Origin of the sequence: Streptomyces sp. NRRL B-24484, assembly GCF_000717715.1 — a bacterium.
In the GTDB taxonomy this organism is placed as follows: Bacteria; Actinomycetota; Actinomycetes; order Streptomycetales; family Streptomycetaceae; genus Kitasatospora.
Window position 1 is genome coordinate 154,346 of record NZ_JOAI01000001.1, and the last position, 20,544, is coordinate 174,889.

The window sequence follows — 20,544 nt, forward strand, 5'->3', positions numbered from 1 at the left end:
ACAAATCTCCGCAGTTCCTTAAGCGTCTCTTAGGGCCTACTTGACCTGTGGACATCATCCGCGGGGCCCGCCGCACCGGAAATCGCTTGCCCGGCTGCCGGTCCGGGGCGCCGCCCGGCCGGAATCCCGGATGCCCACGACCGCCCGCCGCACTAGCCTGGCCGGATGGACCACGACACCCACCGGGGCCTGCCCAGGGCCGAGTTCGCCTTCCCCGGCCCGCTGCGCGACGCGCTGGTCGCGGCGATCCTGGACGGCTCCAAGACCAGCACCACCGGCCTGGTCGCGGAGTACGAGAAGCTCGGCGAGCCGCTGCCGGCCGCCGGCCTGCGGGAGGCCGTGGTGGACTCCGCGGACCGGGTGGTCGCGGTGATCGAGCTGACCGCGGTGCGGATCGCCCCGCTCGCCGAGGTCGACCTGGCGCACGCCGTGGCCGAGGGCGAGGGCTACACCTCGGTCGCCGAATGGCGGGCCGGCCACGAGGACTTCTGGCACGGTCCGGAGTTGCGGGCCGTCCTGGAGGACCCGGCCTTCACCGTCGACGACACCACCCCGCTCGTCCTGCAGCGGTTCCGCGTGGTCGACCGCGTCAAGTAGTCCGCGGCCGGAGGTAGTTGGTCGACGACCTGCTACGTTGGCGCGTATGACCGATGACGCGAGCGGAACCGGACGGATCAGGCCCCGGCACTTCCACGAGAGCGAGGGCGTGCAGGACTGGCGGGTGCTCGGCGAGGGCGCCTGCGCTTACTTCCGCACGGGCTCGTTCGCGGCCGGCGCGCGATTCGTCCAGGAGATCGCCGCGTTGACCGGTCCGGACGCGGACGCCCCCGACGTCGACCTGCGGCCCGAGGGCGTCACGGTGCGGCTGGTCGCGCTCACCGAGGACTACTACGGGCTGACCGGACGGCACGTCGGACTCGCCCGGGAGATCTCGGCGGTGGCCCGCAAGCTGGAGCTTCCGGCGGACCCGTCGGCGGTGCAGACCGTCCAGGTCACCGTGGACGCCCTCGCCGGGCCCGCGGTGGTGGCCTTCTGGCGGGCCCTGCTCGGCTACCGGGAGCGGGCCGGCAGTCCCAAGGACCTGGTCGACCCGCAGCGCCGCGGGGCGCCGTTCTACTTCCAGCAGATGGCGGAGCCGCGCCCGCAGCGCAACCGGGTCCACGTCGACGTCTGGGTGCCGCACGACCTGGCCGAGGCGCGGATCGCCGCGGCGATCGCCGCCGGCGGCCGGCTGGTGAACGACGAGTTCGCGCCCGCCCACTGGGTGCTGGCCGACCCCGAGGGCAACGAGGCCTGCGTCGGCGCGGCCGGCGGGCCCGAGTAGTCCCCCGGACGCACGAGGGCTCCCCGCCCGCCCCGGCGATGTGCGCGGGACGGACGGGGAGCAGCCGCTCAGGTGGTCGGCCCGGGGACGCGTGGGCCCCTGACGCCCCTGGGTCCGCGGCTAGTTGAACGGGATCCGCAGGACGGAGGCGCTGCCCTGGGCCTGGGTGGCGCCGACCCGCAGCTGGGCGGGGCCGCTGCCGATCGCGGACCAGACCTCGATCCGGACGGTGCCGTGGTCGAGGGTGCCGAGGGCGCCGGTGGCGGAGGCGAGTCCGGCCGCCGTGCCGGAGTAGCGCTCCCAGCCGGCGACCGGGTCGGTCGCGAAGTACCGGTAGGTCTCGACCCGGTCGAAGGTCCCGTCGCCGGTCAGGTCGTACGAGATCCTCGCCTGCTGGCCGAGGCCGACGGCGCTGCCGGTGTCGACCCAGAGGTCGAAGTCGGTGGCCGCGCCGGGCTTCACGGTGCCGCTGAGGTTGCGGATCTCGTAGACCTTGGACTGGTACGGGGTGCCGTCGTGGTTGGTGCCGCCCGCGGAGGGCAGCGTGTCGGTGGCGGCCGCGCTGCCGTAGGCGGTGGTCAGGGCGCCGCCGGGCTGCAGGTAGAAGGTGTTGCCGGTGGTGGCCGTCGCGGTCGGGGTGGGCGTCGGGGTCGGGGTGGGCGTGGGCGAGGCGGTCGGCGACCCGGTCGGGGTGGGCGACGGGGTGACGCCGCCGGTGCCGCCGTCCTGCCGGCTGCCGCGCTCGCTGGCGGTGGAGCGGGCGGGCACGGTCAGCGCGTAGCCGTCCGAGAAGTGCACGGTGCGGTCGGCGGTGGTGTAGTTGTGCGCCACGTGGGTGCGGGTGCCGCCGTTGCTGAAGACCGCCGCGGTCGGGGTGTCGGCGGTCGTCGCGGGGTCGAGCGTGCCGAGCGAGGCCAGGTCGTAGATCCAGTGGTAGGTGTGGGCCTTGGACTCGCCCTCCTCCGGGGTGTAGCCGGCGTTCCCGGCGTCCCAGTCGGCCTTGGCGGCGGCCGGGTCGGCGAGGGCCTCGGCCTCCCAGAGGATGTCCCGCCAGTCGGTGAAGGCGCCGCCGTTGTTGGCCTTGAGTTCGGCGAGGTTGGCCCGCAGGTCGTCCCGGCGGCGGGCGAGGTAGAGCGATCCGCCGTTGACGGGCAGGAAGTTGATGCCGTGGATCATACCGGGCGCGGCCGTCCACCAGGTGGAGTAGGCGGCGCCGCTGCCCCACACCATGCCGACGGTGGCGTGGCCGAAGGTGCTCGGGAAGACCGTGTGGTCGGCGTCGAACCAGTACTGCTGAACGGCGTTGGCCTCGGTGGTGTACAGGTAGACGCCGAGGTCGCGCAGGGCGGTGTCGCCGGTGGCGGAGCCGTAGAGCATCAGCGCGGAGCTGAAGTTGAGGCCCTCGGAGGAGGACTCCTGGTTGTTGCCGGCGGCGAAGCCGGCGTGGCCGGAGGCCCAGCCGTGGCCCGCGTAGATGTCGAAGTTGCGCAGCAGCGGGAAGCGGGCGTCGGTGCGGTCGGCGTTGGCGGCGTCCTTGGCGAGCAGCTTGACCATGCCGCCCCAGGCGGAGTCGGCGGCCCAGGCGGCGTCGTAGCGGGCGACGGTGGCGGCGGCCTGCACGAAGTAGCCGTAGTGGAAGTGGTGGTCGTTGAGTTCGGCGTCGGTGCCGTAGGAGGCGGGGTAGCCGATCAGCGTCTTCCAGGTGGAGTCGTAGGCGAAGACGGACGAGCCGGTGCCCTTGAACCAGGTTTCGAGCTTGCCCTTGAGCAGGCCGATCAGCTTGTCGCGGGTGGCGGTGTCGCCGAGCTGGTCGGCGACGGGCACGAGCTGGGCGAGCCGGCCGAGGGCCTTGCCCGTCCAGTAGGTGTCGGTGGCGCCCTGCCACGGGTCGGCGGCGTTCGCCTCGGCCCTGACCATGGTGTCGAGCGCGGTGCGGTCGTAGGCGCCGAGGTCGGGCAGGGAGGGCAGGACGCCGGTGACGGCCTGCGCGGTGGTGAACGAGGCGCCCTCGCGGACCTTCATGGTGCCGCGCGGCGAGGTGTAGGTGAGGGAGGTCAGCGGGTCGGCGGTGGCCTGCCACTGGTGCGGGTAGAGGGCGAGCAGGGTGCCCGTCCCGGTGCCCTCCTGCGCGGTGGTGGTGGCGGTGTAGGTGGTGTTCAGCGTGCCGGCGGCCTCCTGGTAGGTCCAGGTGGCCTTGGTGTCGGTGACGAAGTTGTACGCGTAGGTGCGGTAGCGGGCGAGGTCGGCGGGCGAGGGGAGCACGGCGACGGAGTAGTAGTCCTTGCCGCCGAGGGCGGCGGTGAGGGTGCTGCCGTTGACCGTCCAGTCGGTGCCGGTGGGGGCGAAGAGGCCGTAGTGGTGGCCGCCGACGGTGATGCCGAGGACGTTGCCCTGGTCGCTGAAGACGGTCGGGGTGCCGGCGGTGGTGATCTGGGCGGCGCCGCCGGTGGCGTGCGCGTAGACGTACGGCAGGCCGTGGCCGATGGTGGCACTGAAGGTGTGGCCGGCGTCGGACCAGTAGGGGGTGACCGTCCAGTCGGACCAGCCGTCGACCTCGGTGTCCGGCGAGTTGAGGCCGGCGACGCCGAGGGTGAGGTCCCGGGTGTGGGTGAAGTCGTACTGGCGGCCGTCCGAGGTGATGGTCGGCGTGGTTGGGTAGCCGACCTCCAGGCCGCTCGCGTTCGCCTTGAAGGTGAACGGGTGGGCGTACATGTTCTCGGAGTACGGGTTGCCCGCGTAGCGCTGGTAGATCAGCGAGGACCACCAGTCGTTGGTGGGGGCGGCCTTGCCGGCCGCCCGGGCGGTGACCTTGGGGGTGACGGGGGCGCCGTCGGAGTTGCTTGGCCCGACCGTGCCGGCGGGGCGGGTGTCGGCGTATCCGCCGAGACCGACCGGGACGGTCGCGGCGGCGGCACTGCCGGCGGCGACGGTCGCGGTGAGGGCTGCGGCTGCTGCCAGGGCCAGGGCGGTGACGGCCGCGGCCGGGCTGCGCAGGGATCTGAGCTTCATCGGTCCACCTCGGGTGGGGGTGGGGGACGGGGTGAGTGTGAGGGTGAGTGTTGAAAGCGCTCTCAGCGTCCGGACGGTAGGGCCGGATCCGACGGAGTGTCAATGCACTGAACCGAATCCGCCGAACTGCCCCTGCCCGGGCCGGTAATGGCCCGTAGGGCCGGGCGGAAGGGCGACGTCCGAGATCACGGTCATGTTTCGACCCCTTGACGGCCGCCCTCGGATCCCGGCACTCTCCTTGCATCGCTGAGAGCGCTCTCAGAAATGAGGCACCGGGCATCGACTTGCCGGCGGCCCGCGGAGAGCGCTCGCTCGTCAGCGTCCCCCTTCGCAGACTCCAGCCACCCACCCTGTCCGGTCAGGAGACATCCCCATGCGCCCGTTCAGAGCCCGCCGTACGGCCGCCCTCGGCACCGCCGCCCTCGCGGCGACCATGCTGCTCACCGCCTGTTCCTCCGGCGGCACCACGTCGAAGGACGCCGCCGACGGCAAGGTCACGCTGACGATCGACCTCTTCGGCACCTTCGGGTTCAAGGAGACCGGTCTCTACGACGAGTACACGAAGTCCCACCCGAACGTCACCATCAAGCAGTCGGACACCCAGGACGAGGGCCAGTACTGGCAGGCCCTGCAGACCAAGCTCGCCGGTGGCGGCGGTCTCGCCGACATCCAGGGCCTGGAGGTCGGCCGGGTGGCGAGCGTCGTCCAGAAGCAGGCCGACAAGTTCACCGACCTCAAGACCGTCGGCATCGGCGACGTCAACGACGGCCTGGTCCCGTGGAAGGGCGCTGCGGTCAAGACCGCCGACGGCAAGGTGCTCGGCGCGGGCACCGACATCGGCCCGGAGGCGATCTGCTACCGCACCGACCTGTTCAAGGCGGCCGGCCTGCCCACCGACCGCACCGAGCTGGCCGCCAAGTGGTCGACCTGGCAGGGCTACCTGGAGCTGGGCAAGCAGTACGCGGCCAAGGCGCAGCCGGGCAACGCCTGGACGGACAGCGCCGCGGGCATGTTCACCGCCGAGGTCGGCCAGCAGAAGGTGCGCTACTCCGACGAGTCCGGCAAGGCGGTCTACGAGACCAGCCCGGCGGTGAAGACGGCCTGGGACGACTCCACCAAGCTGGTCGCCGACGGCCTGTCGGCCAAGCTGCCGCAGTGGACCCCGGAGTGGAACAAGGCGTTCTCCACCGGCAAGTTCGCCACGCTGAGCTGCCCGGCCTGGATGATCGGCTACATCAAGGGCCAGGCCGGCGACGCCTTCGCGGGCAAGTGGGACATCGCCTCCGGCCCGGGCAAGACCGGCAACTGGGGCGGCTCGTACCTGGCGATCCCGCGGACGGCCAAGCACCCGAAGGAGGCCGCCGAGCTGATCAAGTGGCTGACCGCCAAGGAGCAGCAGGTGAAGCTCTTCACCAAGCAGGGCTCCTTCCCGTCGAGCACGGGGGCCCAGTCCGAGATCAAGTCGGTGCAGGACCCGTACTTCAACAACGCGCCGATCGGCCAGATCTTCAGCGAGTCCGCGGCCGCGATGCCGGCCCAGGTGCTGGGCACGGACGACGGTGTGATCGGCAAGGCGTTCACCGACGCGCTGGGCGAGGTGGAGCGCACCAACACCGCGCCGGCCACCGCGTGGCAGCACGCGCTGGACAACGTCAAGAAGGCCAACGGCAACTGATGCCGCGGCAGTGACCGACGCCTGATCACCGGCCCCCGGCCCGTCCGGCCGGGGGCCCCGTCCGAGGACTCCCCATGGCCATCTCCTCTCCCCCGGCCCCGGCCGCCGGGCGGCGCCCCGGGCAGCCGGCTCCGGCCGCCGCGGCGCGGCGGTCCGGCCCGCGTGCGGCGGGTCGGCTCGCCCCGTACGGGTTCGTCGCGCCGTTCTTCGTCCTGTTCGCCGCCTTCGGGCTGTTCCCGCTGGTGTACACCGCGTACGTGTCGCTGCACCGGGTGGAGCTGCAGACCTCGCAGCAGATGGACTGGCTGGGCCTGCAGAACTACACCCGGCTGTTCGAGGACCCGTTCTTCTGGAACGCGCTGGGCAACACCTTCACCATCGGTGTGCTGTCGACGGTGCCGCAGCTGCTGATGGCGCTCGGCCTGGCGCACCTGCTCAACTACAAGCTGCGCGGGCGGACGTTCTTCCGGGTCGCGATGCTGATGCCGTACGCGACCTCGGTGGCGGCGGCGACCCTGGTCTTCGCCCAGCTGTTCGGCCGCGACTACGGCCTGATCAACTGGCTGCTCACCTCGGTCGGCCTCGGCCCGGTGGACTGGCAGGCGAGCACCTGGGCCTCGCAGCTCGGCGTCTCGGCGGTCGTGACCTGGCGCTGGACGGGCTACAACGCGCTGATCTACCTGGCCGGCATGCAGGCGATCCCGGGCGAGCTGTACGAGTCGGCGGCGATGGACGGCGCCTCGCGCTGGCAGCAGTTCCGCCACGTGACGGTCCCCGGTCTGCGTCCGACGATCGTCTTCACCGTGGTGGTGTCCACGATCGGCGCCACCCAGCTGTTCGGCGAGCCGCTGCTGTACGAGGGCAACGCGGGCGGCGGCATCTCGCACCAGTACCAGACCCTCGGCCTCTACATGTACGAGCAGGGCTGGACCTTCTTCCACCTGGGCCGCGCGGCGGCCGTGGCGTGGGTGATGTTCCTGCTGATCGTGGTGCTCGCCCTGCTCAACGCGGCGATCGCCGCCCGGCGCAACCGTACGGACCGGTGATCGAGATGATGCTTGCCAAGCGCTCCCCCCTGCAGGGCGGCCCGGTCGCGTACGCGGTGCTGGGCGCGGCCACACTGCTGTTCGTCTTCCCGTTCTACTGGACGCTGGTGGCGGCCAGCCGGACCAACTCCGAGCTGAGCGGGGCGACTCCGGCGCTCACGCCGGGCCCGAACCTGTTCCACAACTTCGGCGAGGCGCTGCAGCAGGCCGCGATCGGCACCGCGCTGTGGAACTCGCTGCTGGTGTCCGCCGCGGTGACCGCCGGTGTGGTGCTCTCCTCGACGCTGGCCGGGTTCGCCTTCGCCAAGCTGCGCTTCCGCGGCCGCGGGCTGCTGCTGGCCGTCACGGTCGGCACCATGATGATCCCGCCGCAGCTGGGCGTGATCCCGCTGTTCATGGTGATCGTGAAGATGGACCTGCAGAACAAGCTGCCGGCGGTGATCCTGCCCTCGCTGGTCTCGGCGTTCGGCGTTTTCTTCATGCGGCAGTTCCTGATCCAGGCGCTGCCGGACGAGCTGATCGAGGCCGGCCGGGTCGACGGCGCCTCGGCGCTGCGGATCTTCCGCTCGATCGTGCTGCCGGTGGCCCGGCCGGGCATGGCCGTGCTCGGCATGCTCACCTTCATGGCCACCTGGAACGACTTCTTCTGGCCGATCGTCGCGCTGAGTTCGCAGAACCCGACGGTGCAGGTGGCGCTGAAGTCGCTCGGCCAGGGCTACGTGCCGGACCAGTCGGTCGTGATGGCCGGCACCCTGCTCGGCACGCTCCCGGTGCTGCTGGTGTTCGCGCTGCTCGGCCGGCAGATCGTCGGCGGCATCATGCAGGGCGCCGTCAAGGGCTGAGCCGCCCCCGCCCCCCGTGCATCCCCAACCACTCTCCCCGGAAGGCGACATGTCCGTCGAAGCCCTCCCCTCCCCCGTCCGCACCGGTTTCCCGGCCGGCTTCGTCTGGGGCGCGGCCACCGCCGCGTACCAGATCGAGGGCGCCGCCGCCGAGGACGGCCGCACGCCGTCCATCTGGGACACCTTCAGCCGCACGCCGGGCAAGGTCCGCAACGGCGACACCGGCGACATCGCCGCCGACCACTACCACCGGTACCGCGACGACGTGGCCCTGATGGCCTCGCTCGGGCTCGGCGCGTACCGCTTCTCGCTGGCCTGGCCGCGGATCGTGCCCGGCGGCCGCGGCCCGGTGAACGCGGCCGGCCTGGCCTTCTACGACCGGCTGGTCGACGAGCTGCTCGAGGCCGGGGTCGCCCCGGTGGCGACGCTCTACCACTGGGACCTCCCGCAGGAGCTGGAGGACGCGGGCGGCTGGACGAACCGGGACACCGCGTACCGCTTCGCCGAGTACGCGCAGGTCGCGGCCGAGCGCCTCGGCGACCGGATCGGCACCTGGACGACCCTCAACGAGCCGTGGTGCAGCGCCTTCCTCGGGTACGGCAACGGCATCCACGCGCCGGGCCGCACCGACCCGGCGGCCGCCCTGACGGCCCACCACCACCTGCTGCTGGCGCACGGCCTGGGCACGGCGGCGCTGCGCTCGGCGCTGCCGGCGGACGCCGAGGTGTCGCTGACGCTCAACCTGGCGGCCGTCCGCCCGCTGACCCAGGACGCGGCCGACCTGGACGCGGCCCGGCGGATCGACGGCCTGGCGAACCGGATCTTCCTGGACCCGGTGTTCCACGGCCGCTACCCGGCGGACGTGCTGGCGGACACCGCGGAGGTCACCGACTGGTCCTTCGTCCACGACGGCGACCTGGCGGAGATCTCCCGGCCGATCGACTCGCTGGGGATCAACTACTACACGCCGACCGTGGTGGCCGCGGACGACCCGCAGAACCCGGCGGCCCGCCAGGACGGCCACGCCGGCGAGCTCTCGCCGTGGCCGGCCGACCGCGGCGTGCGCTTCCTGCCCGCCGAGGGCAGCCGCACCGCGATGGGCTGGCCGGTGGACGCCGACGGCCTGTACGAGCTGCTCACCCGGCTCCGCGACGACCTGCCGGGCCTGCCGCTGCTGGTGACGGAGAACGGCGCCGCGTACGAGGACTACTGCGACCCGAGCGGCGCGGTGCGCGACCCGGAGCGGATCGCGTACCTGCACGGCCACCTGGACGCCGTCCGCCGGGCGATCACCGACGGGGCGCCCGTCCGGGGCTACTTCCTCTGGTCGCTGCTGGACAACTTCGAGTGGGCCTTCGGCTACAGCAAGCGGTTCGGCATCGTCCACGTGGACTTCGCGAGCCAGCGGCGCACCCCCAAGGAGAGTGCGCGCTGGTACGCGGAGGTGATCCGGACGGGGAACCTGCCGGCCTGACGGGCCGGCCGAGAACGCCGTGCGGCTGCCGGGGGCTGTGGGGGCTCCGGCAGCCGCACGGGCACGTCCGCCCGCCCCGACCCGGTCGGGGCGGGCGTCCGGCCGCCGGGCCCGGCGGGGCCCGGCGGCCTCCCGGCTCAGCGGGTACGGCGCGGGTCGTGCCGGCCGGGGCTCGACGGGCCCCGCATCGCCTTGGTGACGGCCTTCCACTTCCTGACCCGCTCGGCGGCGACCCGGGCGTCGCTGCGCGAGGCGATCCACTCGTTCTCACGCTGCAGCTTGAGGTAGCTGTCCATCCGGCGCTGCGGCAGCGTGCCGTCCTCCAGCGCGGCGGCGACCGCGCAGCCCGGCTCGGAGCGGTGGCTGCAGTCGTCGAAGCGGCACCGCTCGGCGAGACCGGCGATGTCGGCGAAGGCGAGGTCGACGCCCTCGCCGCCGTACAGGCCGACCTCGCGCAGCCCCGGGGTGTCGATGACCACGCCGCCGTCCGGCAGCGGGATCAGCTCCCGGGTGGTGGTGGTGTGGCGGCCCTTCTCGTCGACCGATCGGGTCTCCTGGACGGCCATCGCCCGCCGGCCCGCGAGGGCGTTGGTGAGCGTGGACTTGCCCGCGCCGGACTGGCCGACCAGGGCGGTCGCGCCGGGCAGGCAGGCGCGCAGCACGTCCATGCCCTCGCCGGTCTCGGCGCTGACGGTGAGGACGGTGGCGCCCGGGGCGATCTTCTCCACGTCCTCGCGGATGAAGTCGGCGTCGTCGACCAGGTCGGCCTTGGTGAGGACGACAAGCGGGGCGGCGCCGCTCTCCCAGGCGAGGGCGAGGAAGCGCTCGATCCGCCCGAGGTCCGGGTCGGCGGCGAGCGAGACCGCGATCATGACGGTGTCGACGTTGGCGGCGAGCACCTGGCCGTCGGAGCGGCCGCCCGCGGTCTTGCGGACGATCGCGGTGCTCCGGCCCAGCAGGGCGGAGACGGTGGGCAGGGGCTGCGCGGCGAGGTCGACGGCGGCCCAGTCCCCGGTGCAGGGGCACTTGACCGGGTCGGGGTCGCCGACCGGCCGGGTGTCGGCGCGGACGGTGCGCAGCTCGCCGGACTCGGGGTCGACGAGCAGGACGTCGCACCGGCCGCGGTCGACGCGGGAGATCAGGGCGGGGGTGAGCCCCGCCTCGGCGTGGAAGGCGAACTCGGCTGCCCTGTCCTCGTTCCAGCCGTGGGCGGAGAGCGGGAGGGCGGCGGAGGTGGAGCTGGTCACGGTGGGGTGGGCCCTTCGGCGAGGGTGGCCCCGGCGGTGCGCGCCCGACGGCGCGTCAAGGAGTCGTGGAAGTCAGCCGGTGGCCACGGGGGTGGGAGTGAACGACGTACGGACGCGGGCAGCGTCCAGCGCAGCGACGGTCATCACGGTCCTCACCTCCGGGTGTGCAGGGCTGGCACGACGGGGGGACGGCCCTCGGCGGGCCCTCCCGAACGGCACCACGGTAGCCACGGCCGGCGGGGCCGCGCCAGCGAATATTTCCGCGGCTGCGCGGGGGCTCGGCCGCCGGTCCCGGGCGGTCCCACCTGGGAGGGTGCCGTGTCGGGCCAAGTGCGGTTCCGCCGATGGGCGTTGACGGGCCCTTGACACCCGATATTGGTCTAGTCCATCTTGGCGGTGCACGCGGCCTGCACGGCTCCCCCGCACCCCTGCGGCCGCAACCCCCATCCCCCACTGGAGGTCCTGTGCGTTCCCGCAACCGCCTCGTGGCGGCGCTCGGCGCCGTCGCGCTGGGCTCGGCCGCGGCCGTCGCCCTGCCCGCTACGGCCCAGGCGGCCAACCTGCTCACCAATCCCGGCTTCGAGAGCGGCACGCTCAGCGGCTGGTCCTGCACCGGCGGGCTCGGCTCGGTGGTGGGCTCCCCCGTCCACTCCGGCAGCAAGGCGCTGGCCGCCGCTGCGAGCGCGAGCGACACCGCGCAGTGCACCCAGACCGTCTCGGTGCAGCCCAACACCACGTACACGCTGTCCGGCTGGGTCCGCGGCAGCTACGTCTACCTGGGGGTGACCGGCGGCGCCTCCACCTGGACGCCGTCCGCCGCCTCGTACCAGCAGCTGTCGGTGACCTTCACCACCGGTGCGAGCCAGACCAGCGCGCAGATCTTCACCCACGGCTGGTACGGCCAGGGCACCTACTACGCCGACGACATCAGCCTGGACGGCCCGGGCGGCGGCGGTGGCGGCGGAGACACCCAGGCGCCGACCGCGCCGGGCGGCCTCACCGCGACCGGCACGACCTCCTCGACCGTCTCGCTGTCCTGGAACGCCTCCACCGACAACGTCGGCGTGACCGGCTACGACGTCTACAGCGGCTCGACCGTGGTGGCCAGCAGCACCGGCACCTCGGCGACCGTGACCGGCCTGGCCGCGAGCACCTCCTACACCTTCACCGTCAAGGCGCGGGACGCGGCGGGCAACACCTCGGCCGCCTCCAACGCCGTCTCGGCCACGACCGGCTCCGGCGGCGGGGGCGGCGGCACCGGCTTCAAGCAGGCCGCGCCCTACCTCTACATGGGCTGGGGCGAGCCGCCGTCCGCGACCACGGTGATGAGCGCCACCGGCATCAAGTGGTTCACCATGGCGTTCATCCTCTCCTCGGGCGGCTGCAACCCGTCCTGGGACGGCCAGCGTCCGCTCACCGGCGGCGTCGACCAGCAGACGATCAACGCGATCCGGGCGGCCGGCGGCGACGTCGTCCCGTCGATCGGCGGCTGGCAGGGCAACAAGCTCGGCCCGAACTGCGCCACCCCCGAGGCCCTGGCCGCCGCCTACCAGCAGGTGATCGGTGCGTACGGGCTGAAGGCGATCGACGTCGACATCGAGAACACCGACGAGTTCGAGAACACCGTCGTCCAGGACCGCATCCTCGGCGCCCTGAAGATCGTCAAGCAGAACAACCCGGGCCTGCGGACGATCCTCACCTTCGGCACCGCGACCACCGGCCCGACCTACTACGGCAACCGGCTGATCGAGCAGGCGAAGGCGCTCGGCGCGGACATCGACGTCTTCACCATCATGCCGTTCGACTTCGGCGGCGGCGCCGACATGTACGGCAGCACCGTCAGCGCGGCCACCGGCCTGAAGAACAAGCTGAAGTCCACCTTCGGCTGGGACGACGCCACCGCGTACGCCCACGTCGGCATCTCCGGCATGAACGGCCTCTCGGACAACCAGGAGACCACCACGCCGGCGAACTGGACGAGCATCCGCGACTGGGCCAACGCCAACCACATCGCCCGCCTCGCCTTCTGGTCGGTCAACCGCGACCGGCCGTGCGCCGGCGGCGGCGTGGCCGAGAACTGCTCCGGCATCAACCAGAGCAACTGGCAGTTCACCTCGATCACGGCCGGCTTCACCGGCTGACGACCGCAGGACCGCAGAGCCGCCCCCGCCCTCCGGCGGGGGCGGCTCCCGCATGTCCGGGCCGCTTCTCCGGGGAAAATTGTTAGCGCTAACAGTCCGCCCGTCAAGCAGCCTGCACAGCGCTTCCATATCTATGCCCCCGCGTGACCCGATGGTGACTCCAACCCCTCTTGACGGGCTTCTTGTGAGCGTTAACACTCAGGTAACGCCAGGCCAGGGGCCCGACACCGGAGCCCCTGCCCCATACCTGCCCCCACCCCCGCTCGACCGACCCGGCGCTCCCCGCCCGCCAAGGTCGCGGCACACCCCTGGAGGAACTGTGCGGAAGCTCTCTACGGCCCTCGCCGCGGCCGGTCTCGCGCTGTCACTGGCGGCCTGCGGCCAGAGCGCCAACGGCGTCGGCGACGGCGCGTCGAAGGACGGCGCCAAGGGCGGGCTGGTCGGCATCGCCATGCCGACCAAGTCCTCGGAGCGCTGGATCAACGACGGCAACAACATGGTCAAGGAGTTCCAGTCCAAGGGCTACAAGACCGACCTGCAGTACGGCGACAACGTCGTCGAGAACCAGGTGTCCCAGATCGAGAACATGATCACCAAGGGCGCCAAGCTCCTGGTCGTCGCCGCGATCGACGGCTCCTCGCTCAGCGACGTGCTGCAGAAGGCCGCCGACGCGCACATCCCGGTGATCTCCTACGACCGGCTGATCCGCGGCACCAAGAACGTCGACTACTACGCCACCTTCGACAACTTCAAGGTCGGCGTCCTGCAGGGCACCTACATCGCCGACAAGCTCGGCCTCAAGGACGGCAAGGGCCCGTTCAACGTCGAGCTCTTCGCCGGCTCGCCGGACGACAACAACGCGCAGTTCTTCTTCAACGGCGCGATGAGCGTGCTCAAGCCGTACCTCGACAGCAAGAAGCTCGTCGTGCAGAGCGGCCAGACCGCCTTCAACCAGGTCGCCACGCTGCGCTGGGACGGCGGCGTCGCGCAGTCCCGGATGGACAACCTGCTGAGCAAGTCCTACACCAGCGCCCACGTGGACGCGGTGCTCTCGCCGTACGACGGCATCTCCATCGGCATCCTCTCCTCGCTCAAGGGCGTCGGCTACGGCAGCGCGGGCAAGGCGCTGCCGATCGTCACCGGGCAGGACGCCGAGCTGGCCTCGGTGAAGTCGATCATCGCGGGCGAGCAGACCCAGACCGTCTACAAGGACACCCGCGAGCTCGCCAAGGTCGCCGTCCAGATGGGCGACGCGGTGCTCACCGGCGGCAAGCCGGAGACCAACGACACCACCCAGTACGACAACGGCGCGAAGGTCGTCCCGGCCTACCTGCTGCAGCCGGTCAGCGTCGACAAGGACAACTACGCCAAGGTCCTCGTCGACGGCGGCCAGTACACGGCCGACCAGCTCAAGTAGCCCCGGGCCCGCACGGGCCGCCGACCCGGCGGCGGGGCGGGACCGCCCCCGCCCCGCCGCCCCCAGAGATACGGAAGCACCCCATGGCCGGACCTGTCCTCGAGATGCGTTCGATCACCAAGACCTTCCCCGGCGTCAAAGCCCTCTCCGACGTCGAGCTCAGCGTCGCCGCCGGGGAGATCCACGCGATCTGCGGCGAGAACGGCGCCGGCAAGTCCACCCTGATGAAGGTGCTGAGCGGGGTCTACCCGCACGGCAGCTACGAGGGCGAGGTCCTCTTCGAGGGCGAGCCCTGCCGATTCAAGGACATCCGGGCCAGCGAGCAGCGCGGCATCGTGATCATCCACCAGGAGCTCGCCCTGGTGCCGTACCTGTCGATCGCCGAGAACATCTTCCTCGGCAACGAGCACGCCAGCCGCGGCATCATCAGCTGGCACCGGACGCTCAACCACGCCGCCGCCCTGCTGAAGCGGGTCGGCCTGCAGGAGAACCCGCAGACCCGGATCGCCGACATCGGCGTCGGCAAGCAGCAGCTCGTCGAGATCGCCAAGGCGCTGGCGAAGGAGGTGAAGCTGCTCATCCTGGACGAGCCCACCGCGGCGCTGAACGACGAGGACAGCCGCAAGCTGCTCGACCTGATGCTGGAGCTCAAGGCCCAGGGCATCTCCTGCATCATCATCTCGCACAAGCTCAACGAGATCGCCCGGGTCGCCGACTCCGTCACGGTGCTGCGCGACGGCCGCACCATCGAGACCATCCCGGTCGGTGCCGACGGCATCGCCGAGGACCGCATCATCCGCGGCATGGTCGGCCGCGACCTGGAGCACCGCTACCCCGAGCGCACCCCCGAGATCGGCGAGGTCGCCTTCGCCGTCGAGGACTGGACCGTCCAGCACCCGATCGACCACCACCGCAACGTCGTCGACGGCGCCTCGCTGACCGTCCGCGCCGGCGAGATCGTCGGCATCGCCGGCCTGATGGGCGCCGGCCGCACCGAACTCGCGATGAGCGTCTTCGGCCGCTCCTACGGCCGGCACACCGGCGGGCGGGTCCTGGTGCACGGCCGGGAGGTCTCCACCCGGACGGTGCCGCAGGCGATCGGGCACGGCATCGCGTACGTCACCGAGGACCGCAAGCACCTCGGCCTCAACCTCATCGACGACATCAGCCGCAACATCACGCTGAGCGCGCTCGGCAAGGTGGCCCGGCGCGGCTGGGTGAACCGGCACGAGGAGACCAGGGTCGCCGAGGCGTACCGGGCGTCGATGAACATCAAGGCGCCGTCGGTGTTCGCCGAGACCGGCAAGCTCAGCGGCGGCAACCAGCAGAAGGTCGTCCTCAGCAAGTGGATCTTCGCCGGCCCGGAGGTCCTGATCCTCGACGAGCCGACCCGCGGCATCGACATCGGCGCCAAGGCCGAGATCTACCAGGTGATCGCCGACCTCGCCGCGCAGGGCAAGGCCGTGCTGGTGATCTCCTCCGAACTCCCCGAGCTCCTCGGCCTGTGCGACCGGATCTACACGATGGCCGAGGGCCGGATCACCGGCGAGGTGGCCCGTGCCGACGCCGACCAGGAGTCCCTGATGCGCCTCATGACCGTGAGCGCCGCCCCGCAGACCGCCGGCCCACAGACCGCAGCCCCGCAGACCGCCGCATCCCGACCCGAGCAGGTGTAAGGCATGGCCCAGACCCAGACCACCCCGACGACCCCGCCGGGTCCGGCGGCCCCCGCACGGACCCGCTCCACCGGTGCCGTCCTGGCCGACGCGCTGCGCGGCAACGTCCGCCAGTACGGCATGCTGGTCGCCCTCGCGCTGATCGTGGTGCTGTTCCAGATCTGGACCGACGGCACCCTGCTCAAGCCGCTCAACATCACCAACCTGATCCAGCAGAACGGCTACATCCTGATCCTGGCGATCGGCATGATGATCGTCATCATCGCCGGTCACATCGACCTGTCGGTGGGATCGCTCGCCGCCTTCGTCGGGGCCGCGGCGGCCGTGATGATGGTCAAGCACGACCTGCCCTGGCCGATCGCCCTGGTGTTCGCGCTGCTGATCGGCGCGCTGGCCGGCGCCTGGCAGGGCTTCTGGATCGCCTACATCGGGATCCCCTCGTTCATCGTCACCCTGGCCGGCATGCTGCTCTTCCGCGGCGGCACCCAGATCCTGCTCCAGGGCCAGTCGATCGCGCCGTTCCCCAAGGGCTTCCAGAAGATCTCCAGCGGCTTCCTGCCCGAGGTCGGCCCGCAGACCAACTACCACAACCTCACCCTGCTGCTCGGCCTCGGCGTGCTCGCGATCGCCGTGCTGCAGGAGGTCCGCGGCCGCCGCCAGGCCGCCTCGTACGGGCTGGAGCTGCTGCCCGTCGGCTTCTTCCTCGCCAAGCTCGCCGCCATCACCGCCGCGGTCCTCGTCTTCACCCTGCTGCTCGCCAGCTACCACGGCGCCCCGATCGTGCTGCTGATCCTCGGCGCACTGCTGGTCGGCTTCGGCTACCTGATGCGCAACTCGATCATCGGCCGGCACACCTACGCGATCGGCGGCAACGAGCCCGCGGCGAAGCTCTCCGGTGTGAAGAGCAAGCGGGTCGTCTTCCTGGCCTTCGTCAACATGGGCGTGCTCGCGGCGCTGGCCGGCCTGGTCTTCGCGGCCCGGCTGAACGCCGGCACCCCGCAGGCCGGCATCAACTTCGAGCTGGAGGCGATCGCGGCGGCGTTCATCGGCGGCGCCTCCGCCTCGGGCGGCGTCGGCACCGTGCTCGGCGCGATCATCGGCGGCCTGGTGCTGGGCGTGCTCAACAACGGGATGTCGCTGGTCGGCGTCGGCACCGACTACCAGCAGGTCATCAAGGGCCTGGTGCTGCTCGCCGCCGTCGGCTTCGACGTCTACAACAAGCGCAAGGTCGGTTCCTGACCCCGACCCTGCGCGAGCGGCTCCGCCCGGTGTGTGTGCGCACACCGGGCGGAGCCGTTCCCGTCGGTGCCGGCGCGTAGCGTGGACCTCCGAGGACGGCCGCACCCGGGCGGCCGGGCGGCGGTGGGAAGAACATGGGCGGAGCACGGTCGGGCGGGTCGGCGCACGGGCCGGTGGCGGAGGGCCGCTACCGGCTGCGCAACGTCGGCAGCGAACTGCTGCTGGAGATCGCCGGCGGGCGCGGCGGCAGCGGGGCGAAGGCCCGGCACGCGGCCGACGACGGCAGCGAGGCCCAGGTCTGGCGGGTGTCGCCGGTGCATCCCGGGGCGGGCCTGTACCACCTGGAGAACGCCGCGAGCGGCAAGCGCCTCGACGTCACGGGTGCCCGCACGGAGGACGGGGTGCCGATCCAGCAGTGGTCGCCGAACGGCTTCGGCGCCCAGGAGTGGCTGTTCGAACGGCACGTGGACGCACCGGGCACCTTCACGGTGGTCGCGGTGATCAGCGGCAAGGCCGTGGAGGGCTGCGCGGACGGCTCGGTGCGCCAGCAGGAGGACGCCGACACACCCGCGCAGTGGTGGCGGCTGGAGCCCGCCTGACGCGCGCCCCCGCAGGCCGGTGGCGCCGGGCCCGTACCGTGGGCGCATGAGCGATCGTCAGAGCGGCCGTCCGACCAGCGCCAAGGCGTACCTGGCCGCGTCCGGCGTCTTCGCGGTCTGCATGGCCGGCACCACGCTGCCCACCCCGCTGTACTCGCTGTACCAGGAGGAGCTGGGCTTCTCCGAGCTGGTCGTCACGGTGGTCTTCGCGGTGTACGCCTTCGCGGTGATCGGCGTGCTGCTGGCGGTCGGCAACGTCTCGGACACCGTCGGCCGCCGGCCGGTGCTGCTGGCCGGGCTGGGCTTCGCGGCACTGAGCGCGTTCTGCTTCCTGTTCGAGGGCGGGGTGCCGCTGCTCTGTCTGGGCCGGCTGATGTCCGGCCTCTCGGCGGGCCTGTTCACCGGCACGGCGACCGCGTACGTCCTGGAGCTGGCGCCGGCCGGGCGGGAGGGCCGGGCGGCGTTCGCGGCGACGGCGGCGAACATGGGCGGCCTGGGGCTGGGCCCGCTGCTGTCGGGGATCCTGGCCGAGTACGCGCCGGACCCGTTGGTGCTGCCGTTCGTGGTGCACCTGGTGATGGTGGCGGTCGCGGCGGGCGTGCTGCTGGCCCTGCCGGAGTCGGTGGCGGGGGCGAAGGGACTGTCCGCGGCGCGGGTGAAGGCGCCGAGCCTGCCGCCCGAGGTGCGCGGGGTGTTCGTGCCGGCCGGGGTGGCGTCCTTCGCCGGGTTCGCGCTGCTCGGGGTGTTCACGGCGGTGTCGCCGGCCTTCCTGGCGCAGACCCTGGACGTGCACAACCGGGCGCTGATCGGACTGATCGTCTTCGCGACCTTCCTGGCGTCGACCGGCGGCCAGTTGGCGGCCGGGTCGCTGGGGGCGCGGCGGGCGCTGCCGCTGGGCTGCGCGGTGCTGCTGGTGGGGCTGGTGCTGCTCGGCGGCGCGCTGCTGGCGGAGCTGCTGGCGCTGCTGGTGCTGAGCGCGCTGGTCGGCGGTTCGGGCCAGGGCCTGGCGCTGCGCGGTTCGGTCGGCGCGGTGGCCGCCGCGGCGCCCGCGGAGCACCGGGCCGGGTCGATCTCCTCGCTGTTCGTGGTGGCGTACACCGGGATCTCGATCCCGGTGATCGGCGTGGGTGTGCTGTCCGAGCCGGTGGGGCTGGAGGACGCGGGGGTGGTGTTCATCGTCTGCATGGCGCTGCTGACGGTCTTCGCCGGCTTGTACCTGCTGCGCCGCCCGGTGCCGGGCCGCCAGTGAGGGCCCGGGGCGCACGCGGACGGGCCCGCACCCCCGCGGGACGCGGAGGGCGCGGGCCCGGTCGGGCGCGGCCGGTGAGCGGGGCTCAGAGGGCCTTGGCGAGGCGGTGGTAGGCCTGGTTCCAGCGCAGTTCGCGGGTGAAGCGGCGCATGGTGGTGTCGGCGTCGATGAGGACGAGTTCGACGGAGAGCATCTCGGCGAGGTCGTCGAGCTCCTCGGTGCCGAGGGCCCGGGTGAGGACGGTGTGGTGGGGCCCGCCGGCGGTGAGCCAGGCCTCGGTGGAGGTGCGCAGGTCGGGGCGGGGCTTCCAGACGGCGCGGGCGACCGGCAGGTGGGGCAGCGGCTCGGTGGGGGCGACGACGTCGACCTCGTTGGCGACGAGGCGGAAGCGGTCGCCGAGGTCGGCCATGCCGACGACGACGGCGGGGCCGGGTTCGGCGTCGAAGACCAGGCGGACGGGGTCCTCGCGGCCGCCGATGGACAGCGGGTGGATCTCGCAGGAGGGGGTGCCGGCCGCGATGGTCGGGCAGACCTCCAGCATGTGGGCGCCGAGGATGAGTTCCTGGCCGGGCTCCAGGTGGTAGGTGTAGTCCTCCATGAAGGAGGTGCCGCCGGGCAGGCCCCGGGCGGCGCTCTTGAGGGTGCGCAGCAGGACGGCGGTCTTCCAGTCGCCCTCGCCGCCGAAGCCGTAGCCGTCGGCCATCAGGCGCTGGACGGCGAGGCCGGGCAGCTGGCGCAGGCCGCCGAGGTCCTCGAAGTTGGTGGTGAAGGCGCCGAAGCCGCCGTCGGTGAGGAAGGTCCGCAGGCCGAGTTCGATGCGGGCGGCGTAGCGGAGCGAGTCGTGGCGGTCGCCGCCGGCGCGGAGTTCCGGGGCGAGGCGGTAGAGCTCGTCGTACTCCTTGACGAGGCCGTTGACGTCCTCGTCGGTGGCGGCGTCGACGGCGGCGACGAGGTCGTTGACGCCGTAGGTGTTGACGGAGACGCCGAGGCGCAGCTGGGCCTCGACCTTGTCGCCCTCGGTGACGGCGACGTCGCGCATGTTGTCGCCGAAGCGGGCGAGCCTGAGGGTGGCGAGTTCGGCGCGGCCGGCGGCGGCGCGGGCCCAGGAGACGACGCGGCGGACGACGGCCGGGTCGCTCGCGTGGCCGGCGACGGTCTTGCGGGCGACCCCGAGGCGGGACTGGATGTAGCCGAACTCGCGGTCGCCGTGGGCGGCCTGGTTCAGGTTCATGAAGTCCATGTCGATGGTGGACCAGGGCAGCTGCCGGTTGGCCTGGGTGTGCAGGTGGAGCAGGGGCTTGCGCAGCGCGTCGAGGCCGGCGATCCACATCTTGGCCGGGGAGAAGGTGTGCATCCAGGCGATCAGGCCGATGCAGGAGTCGTCGGCGTTGGCGTCGAGGCAGGTCCGGCGGATCGCGGCGGCGTCGGTGAGGACGGGCTTCCAGACGATGCGGGCGGGGATGCCGCCGTCGGCGGAGAGCGCGGCCGCGACCTCGCGGGACTGCTCGGCGACCTGGCGCAGGGTGTCGTCGCCGTAGAGGCCCTGGCTGCCGGTGAGGAACCAGATCTCGCGGGTGTCGGCGGGGTGCGTCATGGGGTGGTTCTC

At 72.2% G+C, this 20,544-nt stretch carries 15 protein-coding genes; 12 read left to right on the forward strand and 3 right to left on the reverse strand.

The window, feature by feature from the left end; translation table 11 throughout:
* Positions 1 to 165: 165 nt before the first annotated feature.
* Both IE98_RS0100700 and IE98_RS0100705 read left to right on the forward strand, forming a co-directional pair.
* The gene (locus IE98_RS0100700) at positions 166 to 597 is read left to right on the forward strand and encodes an ASCH domain-containing protein (protein ID WP_030262281.1); all 432 of its coding nucleotides are present in this window, start codon (positions 166 to 168) and stop codon (positions 595 to 597) included.
* A gap of 46 nt (positions 598 to 643) precedes the next feature.
* Positions 644 to 1,324, forward strand: coding sequence for a VOC family protein (locus tag IE98_RS0100705; protein ID WP_030262284.1), 681 nt, complete (start codon positions 644 to 646; stop codon positions 1,322 to 1,324).
* Between the two features lie 120 nt (positions 1,325 to 1,444).
* Here IE98_RS0100705 and IE98_RS0100710 read toward each other — a convergent pair whose 3' ends face one another.
* Positions 1,445 to 4,333 (reverse strand): glycosyl hydrolase, encoded by a 2,889-nt coding sequence (locus IE98_RS0100710; protein WP_030262287.1) that lies wholly within the window; start codon positions 4,331 to 4,333, stop codon positions 1,445 to 1,447.
* Between the two features lie 367 nt (positions 4,334 to 4,700).
* Here IE98_RS0100710 and IE98_RS0100715 point away from each other — a divergent pair, with 367 nt between their 5' ends.
* From IE98_RS0100715 to IE98_RS0100730, 4 genes are all read left to right on the forward strand, one after another.
* Positions 4,701 to 6,008, forward strand: a complete 1,308-nt coding sequence (locus IE98_RS0100715) for an extracellular solute-binding protein (RefSeq protein WP_420706153.1) — start codon at positions 4,701 to 4,703, stop codon at positions 6,006 to 6,008.
* 74 nt (positions 6,009 to 6,082) lie between these two features.
* Positions 6,083 to 7,054 (forward strand): carbohydrate ABC transporter permease, encoded by a 972-nt coding sequence (locus tag IE98_RS0100720; RefSeq protein ID WP_030262292.1) that lies wholly within the window; start codon positions 6,083 to 6,085, stop codon positions 7,052 to 7,054.
* A gap of 5 nt (positions 7,055 to 7,059) precedes the next feature.
* Complete coding sequence (locus IE98_RS0100725) at positions 7,060 to 7,896, forward strand: carbohydrate ABC transporter permease (RefSeq protein WP_106976483.1); 837 nt, start codon at positions 7,060 to 7,062, stop codon at positions 7,894 to 7,896.
* A gap of 49 nt (positions 7,897 to 7,945) precedes the next feature.
* Positions 7,946 to 9,370, forward strand: a complete 1,425-nt coding sequence (locus IE98_RS0100730; protein WP_030262297.1) for a GH1 family beta-glucosidase — start codon at positions 7,946 to 7,948, stop codon at positions 9,368 to 9,370.
* A 137-nt stretch (positions 9,371 to 9,507) separates the two neighbouring features.
* Here the strand turns inward: IE98_RS0100730 and rsgA are convergent, their stop codons facing one another.
* Entirely contained in the window at positions 9,508 to 10,617 is a 1,110-nt protein-coding gene (gene rsgA / locus IE98_RS0100735) for a ribosome small subunit-dependent GTPase A (protein ID WP_052389962.1), read from the reverse strand.
* 464 nt (positions 10,618 to 11,081) lie between these two features.
* Here rsgA and IE98_RS0100740 point away from each other — a divergent pair, with 464 nt between their 5' ends.
* The 6 genes from IE98_RS0100740 to IE98_RS0100765 all read left to right on the forward strand — a co-directional run bounded on the left by IE98_RS0100740 (position 11,082) and on the right by IE98_RS0100765 (position 18,938).
* Positions 11,082 to 12,758 (forward strand): carbohydrate binding domain-containing protein, encoded by a 1,677-nt coding sequence (locus IE98_RS0100740; RefSeq protein ID WP_030262300.1) that lies wholly within the window; start codon positions 11,082 to 11,084, stop codon positions 12,756 to 12,758.
* A gap of 319 nt (positions 12,759 to 13,077) precedes the next feature.
* Positions 13,078 to 14,175 carry a multiple monosaccharide ABC transporter substrate-binding protein gene (gene chvE, locus IE98_RS0100745; protein ID WP_030262301.1) on the forward strand — a complete coding sequence of 366 codons (1,098 nt, stop codon included), beginning with the start codon at positions 13,078 to 13,080 and terminating at the stop codon, positions 14,173 to 14,175.
* 83 nt (positions 14,176 to 14,258) lie between these two features.
* Complete coding sequence (mmsA, locus tag IE98_RS0100750) at positions 14,259 to 15,851, forward strand: multiple monosaccharide ABC transporter ATP-binding protein (protein ID WP_078660688.1); 1,593 nt, start codon at positions 14,259 to 14,261, stop codon at positions 15,849 to 15,851.
* Positions 15,852 to 15,854: 3 nt separating this feature from the next.
* Complete coding sequence (gene mmsB, locus IE98_RS0100755; RefSeq protein WP_030262303.1) at positions 15,855 to 17,090, forward strand: multiple monosaccharide ABC transporter permease; 1,236 nt, start codon at positions 15,855 to 15,857, stop codon at positions 17,088 to 17,090.
* Positions 17,091 to 17,224: 134 nt separating this feature from the next.
* Positions 17,225 to 17,689 carry an RICIN domain-containing protein gene (locus IE98_RS0100760; protein WP_030262305.1) on the forward strand — a complete coding sequence of 155 codons (465 nt, stop codon included), beginning with the start codon at positions 17,225 to 17,227 and terminating at the stop codon, positions 17,687 to 17,689.
* Between the two features lie 46 nt (positions 17,690 to 17,735).
* Positions 17,736 to 18,938, forward strand: coding sequence for an MFS transporter (locus tag IE98_RS0100765; protein WP_052389963.1), 1,203 nt, complete (start codon positions 17,736 to 17,738; stop codon positions 18,936 to 18,938).
* An 85-nt stretch (positions 18,939 to 19,023) separates the two neighbouring features.
* Here the strand turns inward: IE98_RS0100765 and araA are convergent, their stop codons facing one another.
* The gene (araA, locus tag IE98_RS0100770) at positions 19,024 to 20,532 is read right to left on the reverse strand and encodes an L-arabinose isomerase (protein WP_030262309.1); all 1,509 of its coding nucleotides are present in this window, start codon (positions 20,530 to 20,532) and stop codon (positions 19,024 to 19,026) included.
* Positions 20,533 to 20,544 lie beyond the last annotated feature (12 nt).

What these genes read in the sequence shown, in the direction of transcription:
- IE98_RS0100700 (WP_030262281.1), top strand. Translation starts at nt 166, where the DNA reads ATGGACCACGACACCCACCGGGGCCTGCCCAGGGCCGAGTTCGCCTTC.
- IE98_RS0100705 (WP_030262284.1), top strand. Translation starts at nt 644, where the DNA reads ATGACCGATGACGCGAGCGGAACCGGACGGATCAGGCCCCGGCACTTC.
- IE98_RS0100710 (WP_030262287.1), bottom strand. Translation starts at nt 4,333, where the DNA reads ATGAAGCTCAGATCCCTGCGCAGCCCGGCCGCGGCCGTCACCGCCCTG.
- IE98_RS0100720 (WP_030262292.1), top strand. Translation starts at nt 6,083, where the DNA reads ATGGCCATCTCCTCTCCCCCGGCCCCGGCCGCCGGGCGGCGCCCCGGG.
- IE98_RS0100725 (WP_106976483.1), top strand. Translation starts at nt 7,060, where the DNA reads ATGATGCTTGCCAAGCGCTCCCCCCTGCAGGGCGGCCCGGTCGCGTAC.
- IE98_RS0100730 (WP_030262297.1), top strand. Translation starts at nt 7,946, where the DNA reads ATGTCCGTCGAAGCCCTCCCCTCCCCCGTCCGCACCGGTTTCCCGGCC.
- mmsA (WP_078660688.1), top strand. Translation starts at nt 14,259, where the DNA reads ATGGCCGGACCTGTCCTCGAGATGCGTTCGATCACCAAGACCTTCCCC.
- mmsB (WP_030262303.1), top strand. Translation starts at nt 15,855, where the DNA reads ATGGCCCAGACCCAGACCACCCCGACGACCCCGCCGGGTCCGGCGGCC.
- IE98_RS0100760 (WP_030262305.1), top strand. Translation starts at nt 17,225, where the DNA reads ATGGGCGGAGCACGGTCGGGCGGGTCGGCGCACGGGCCGGTGGCGGAG.
- IE98_RS0100765 (WP_052389963.1), top strand. Translation starts at nt 17,736, where the DNA reads ATGAGCGATCGTCAGAGCGGCCGTCCGACCAGCGCCAAGGCGTACCTG.
- araA (WP_030262309.1), bottom strand. Translation starts at nt 20,532, where the DNA reads ATGACGCACCCCGCCGACACCCGCGAGATCTGGTTCCTCACCGGCAGC.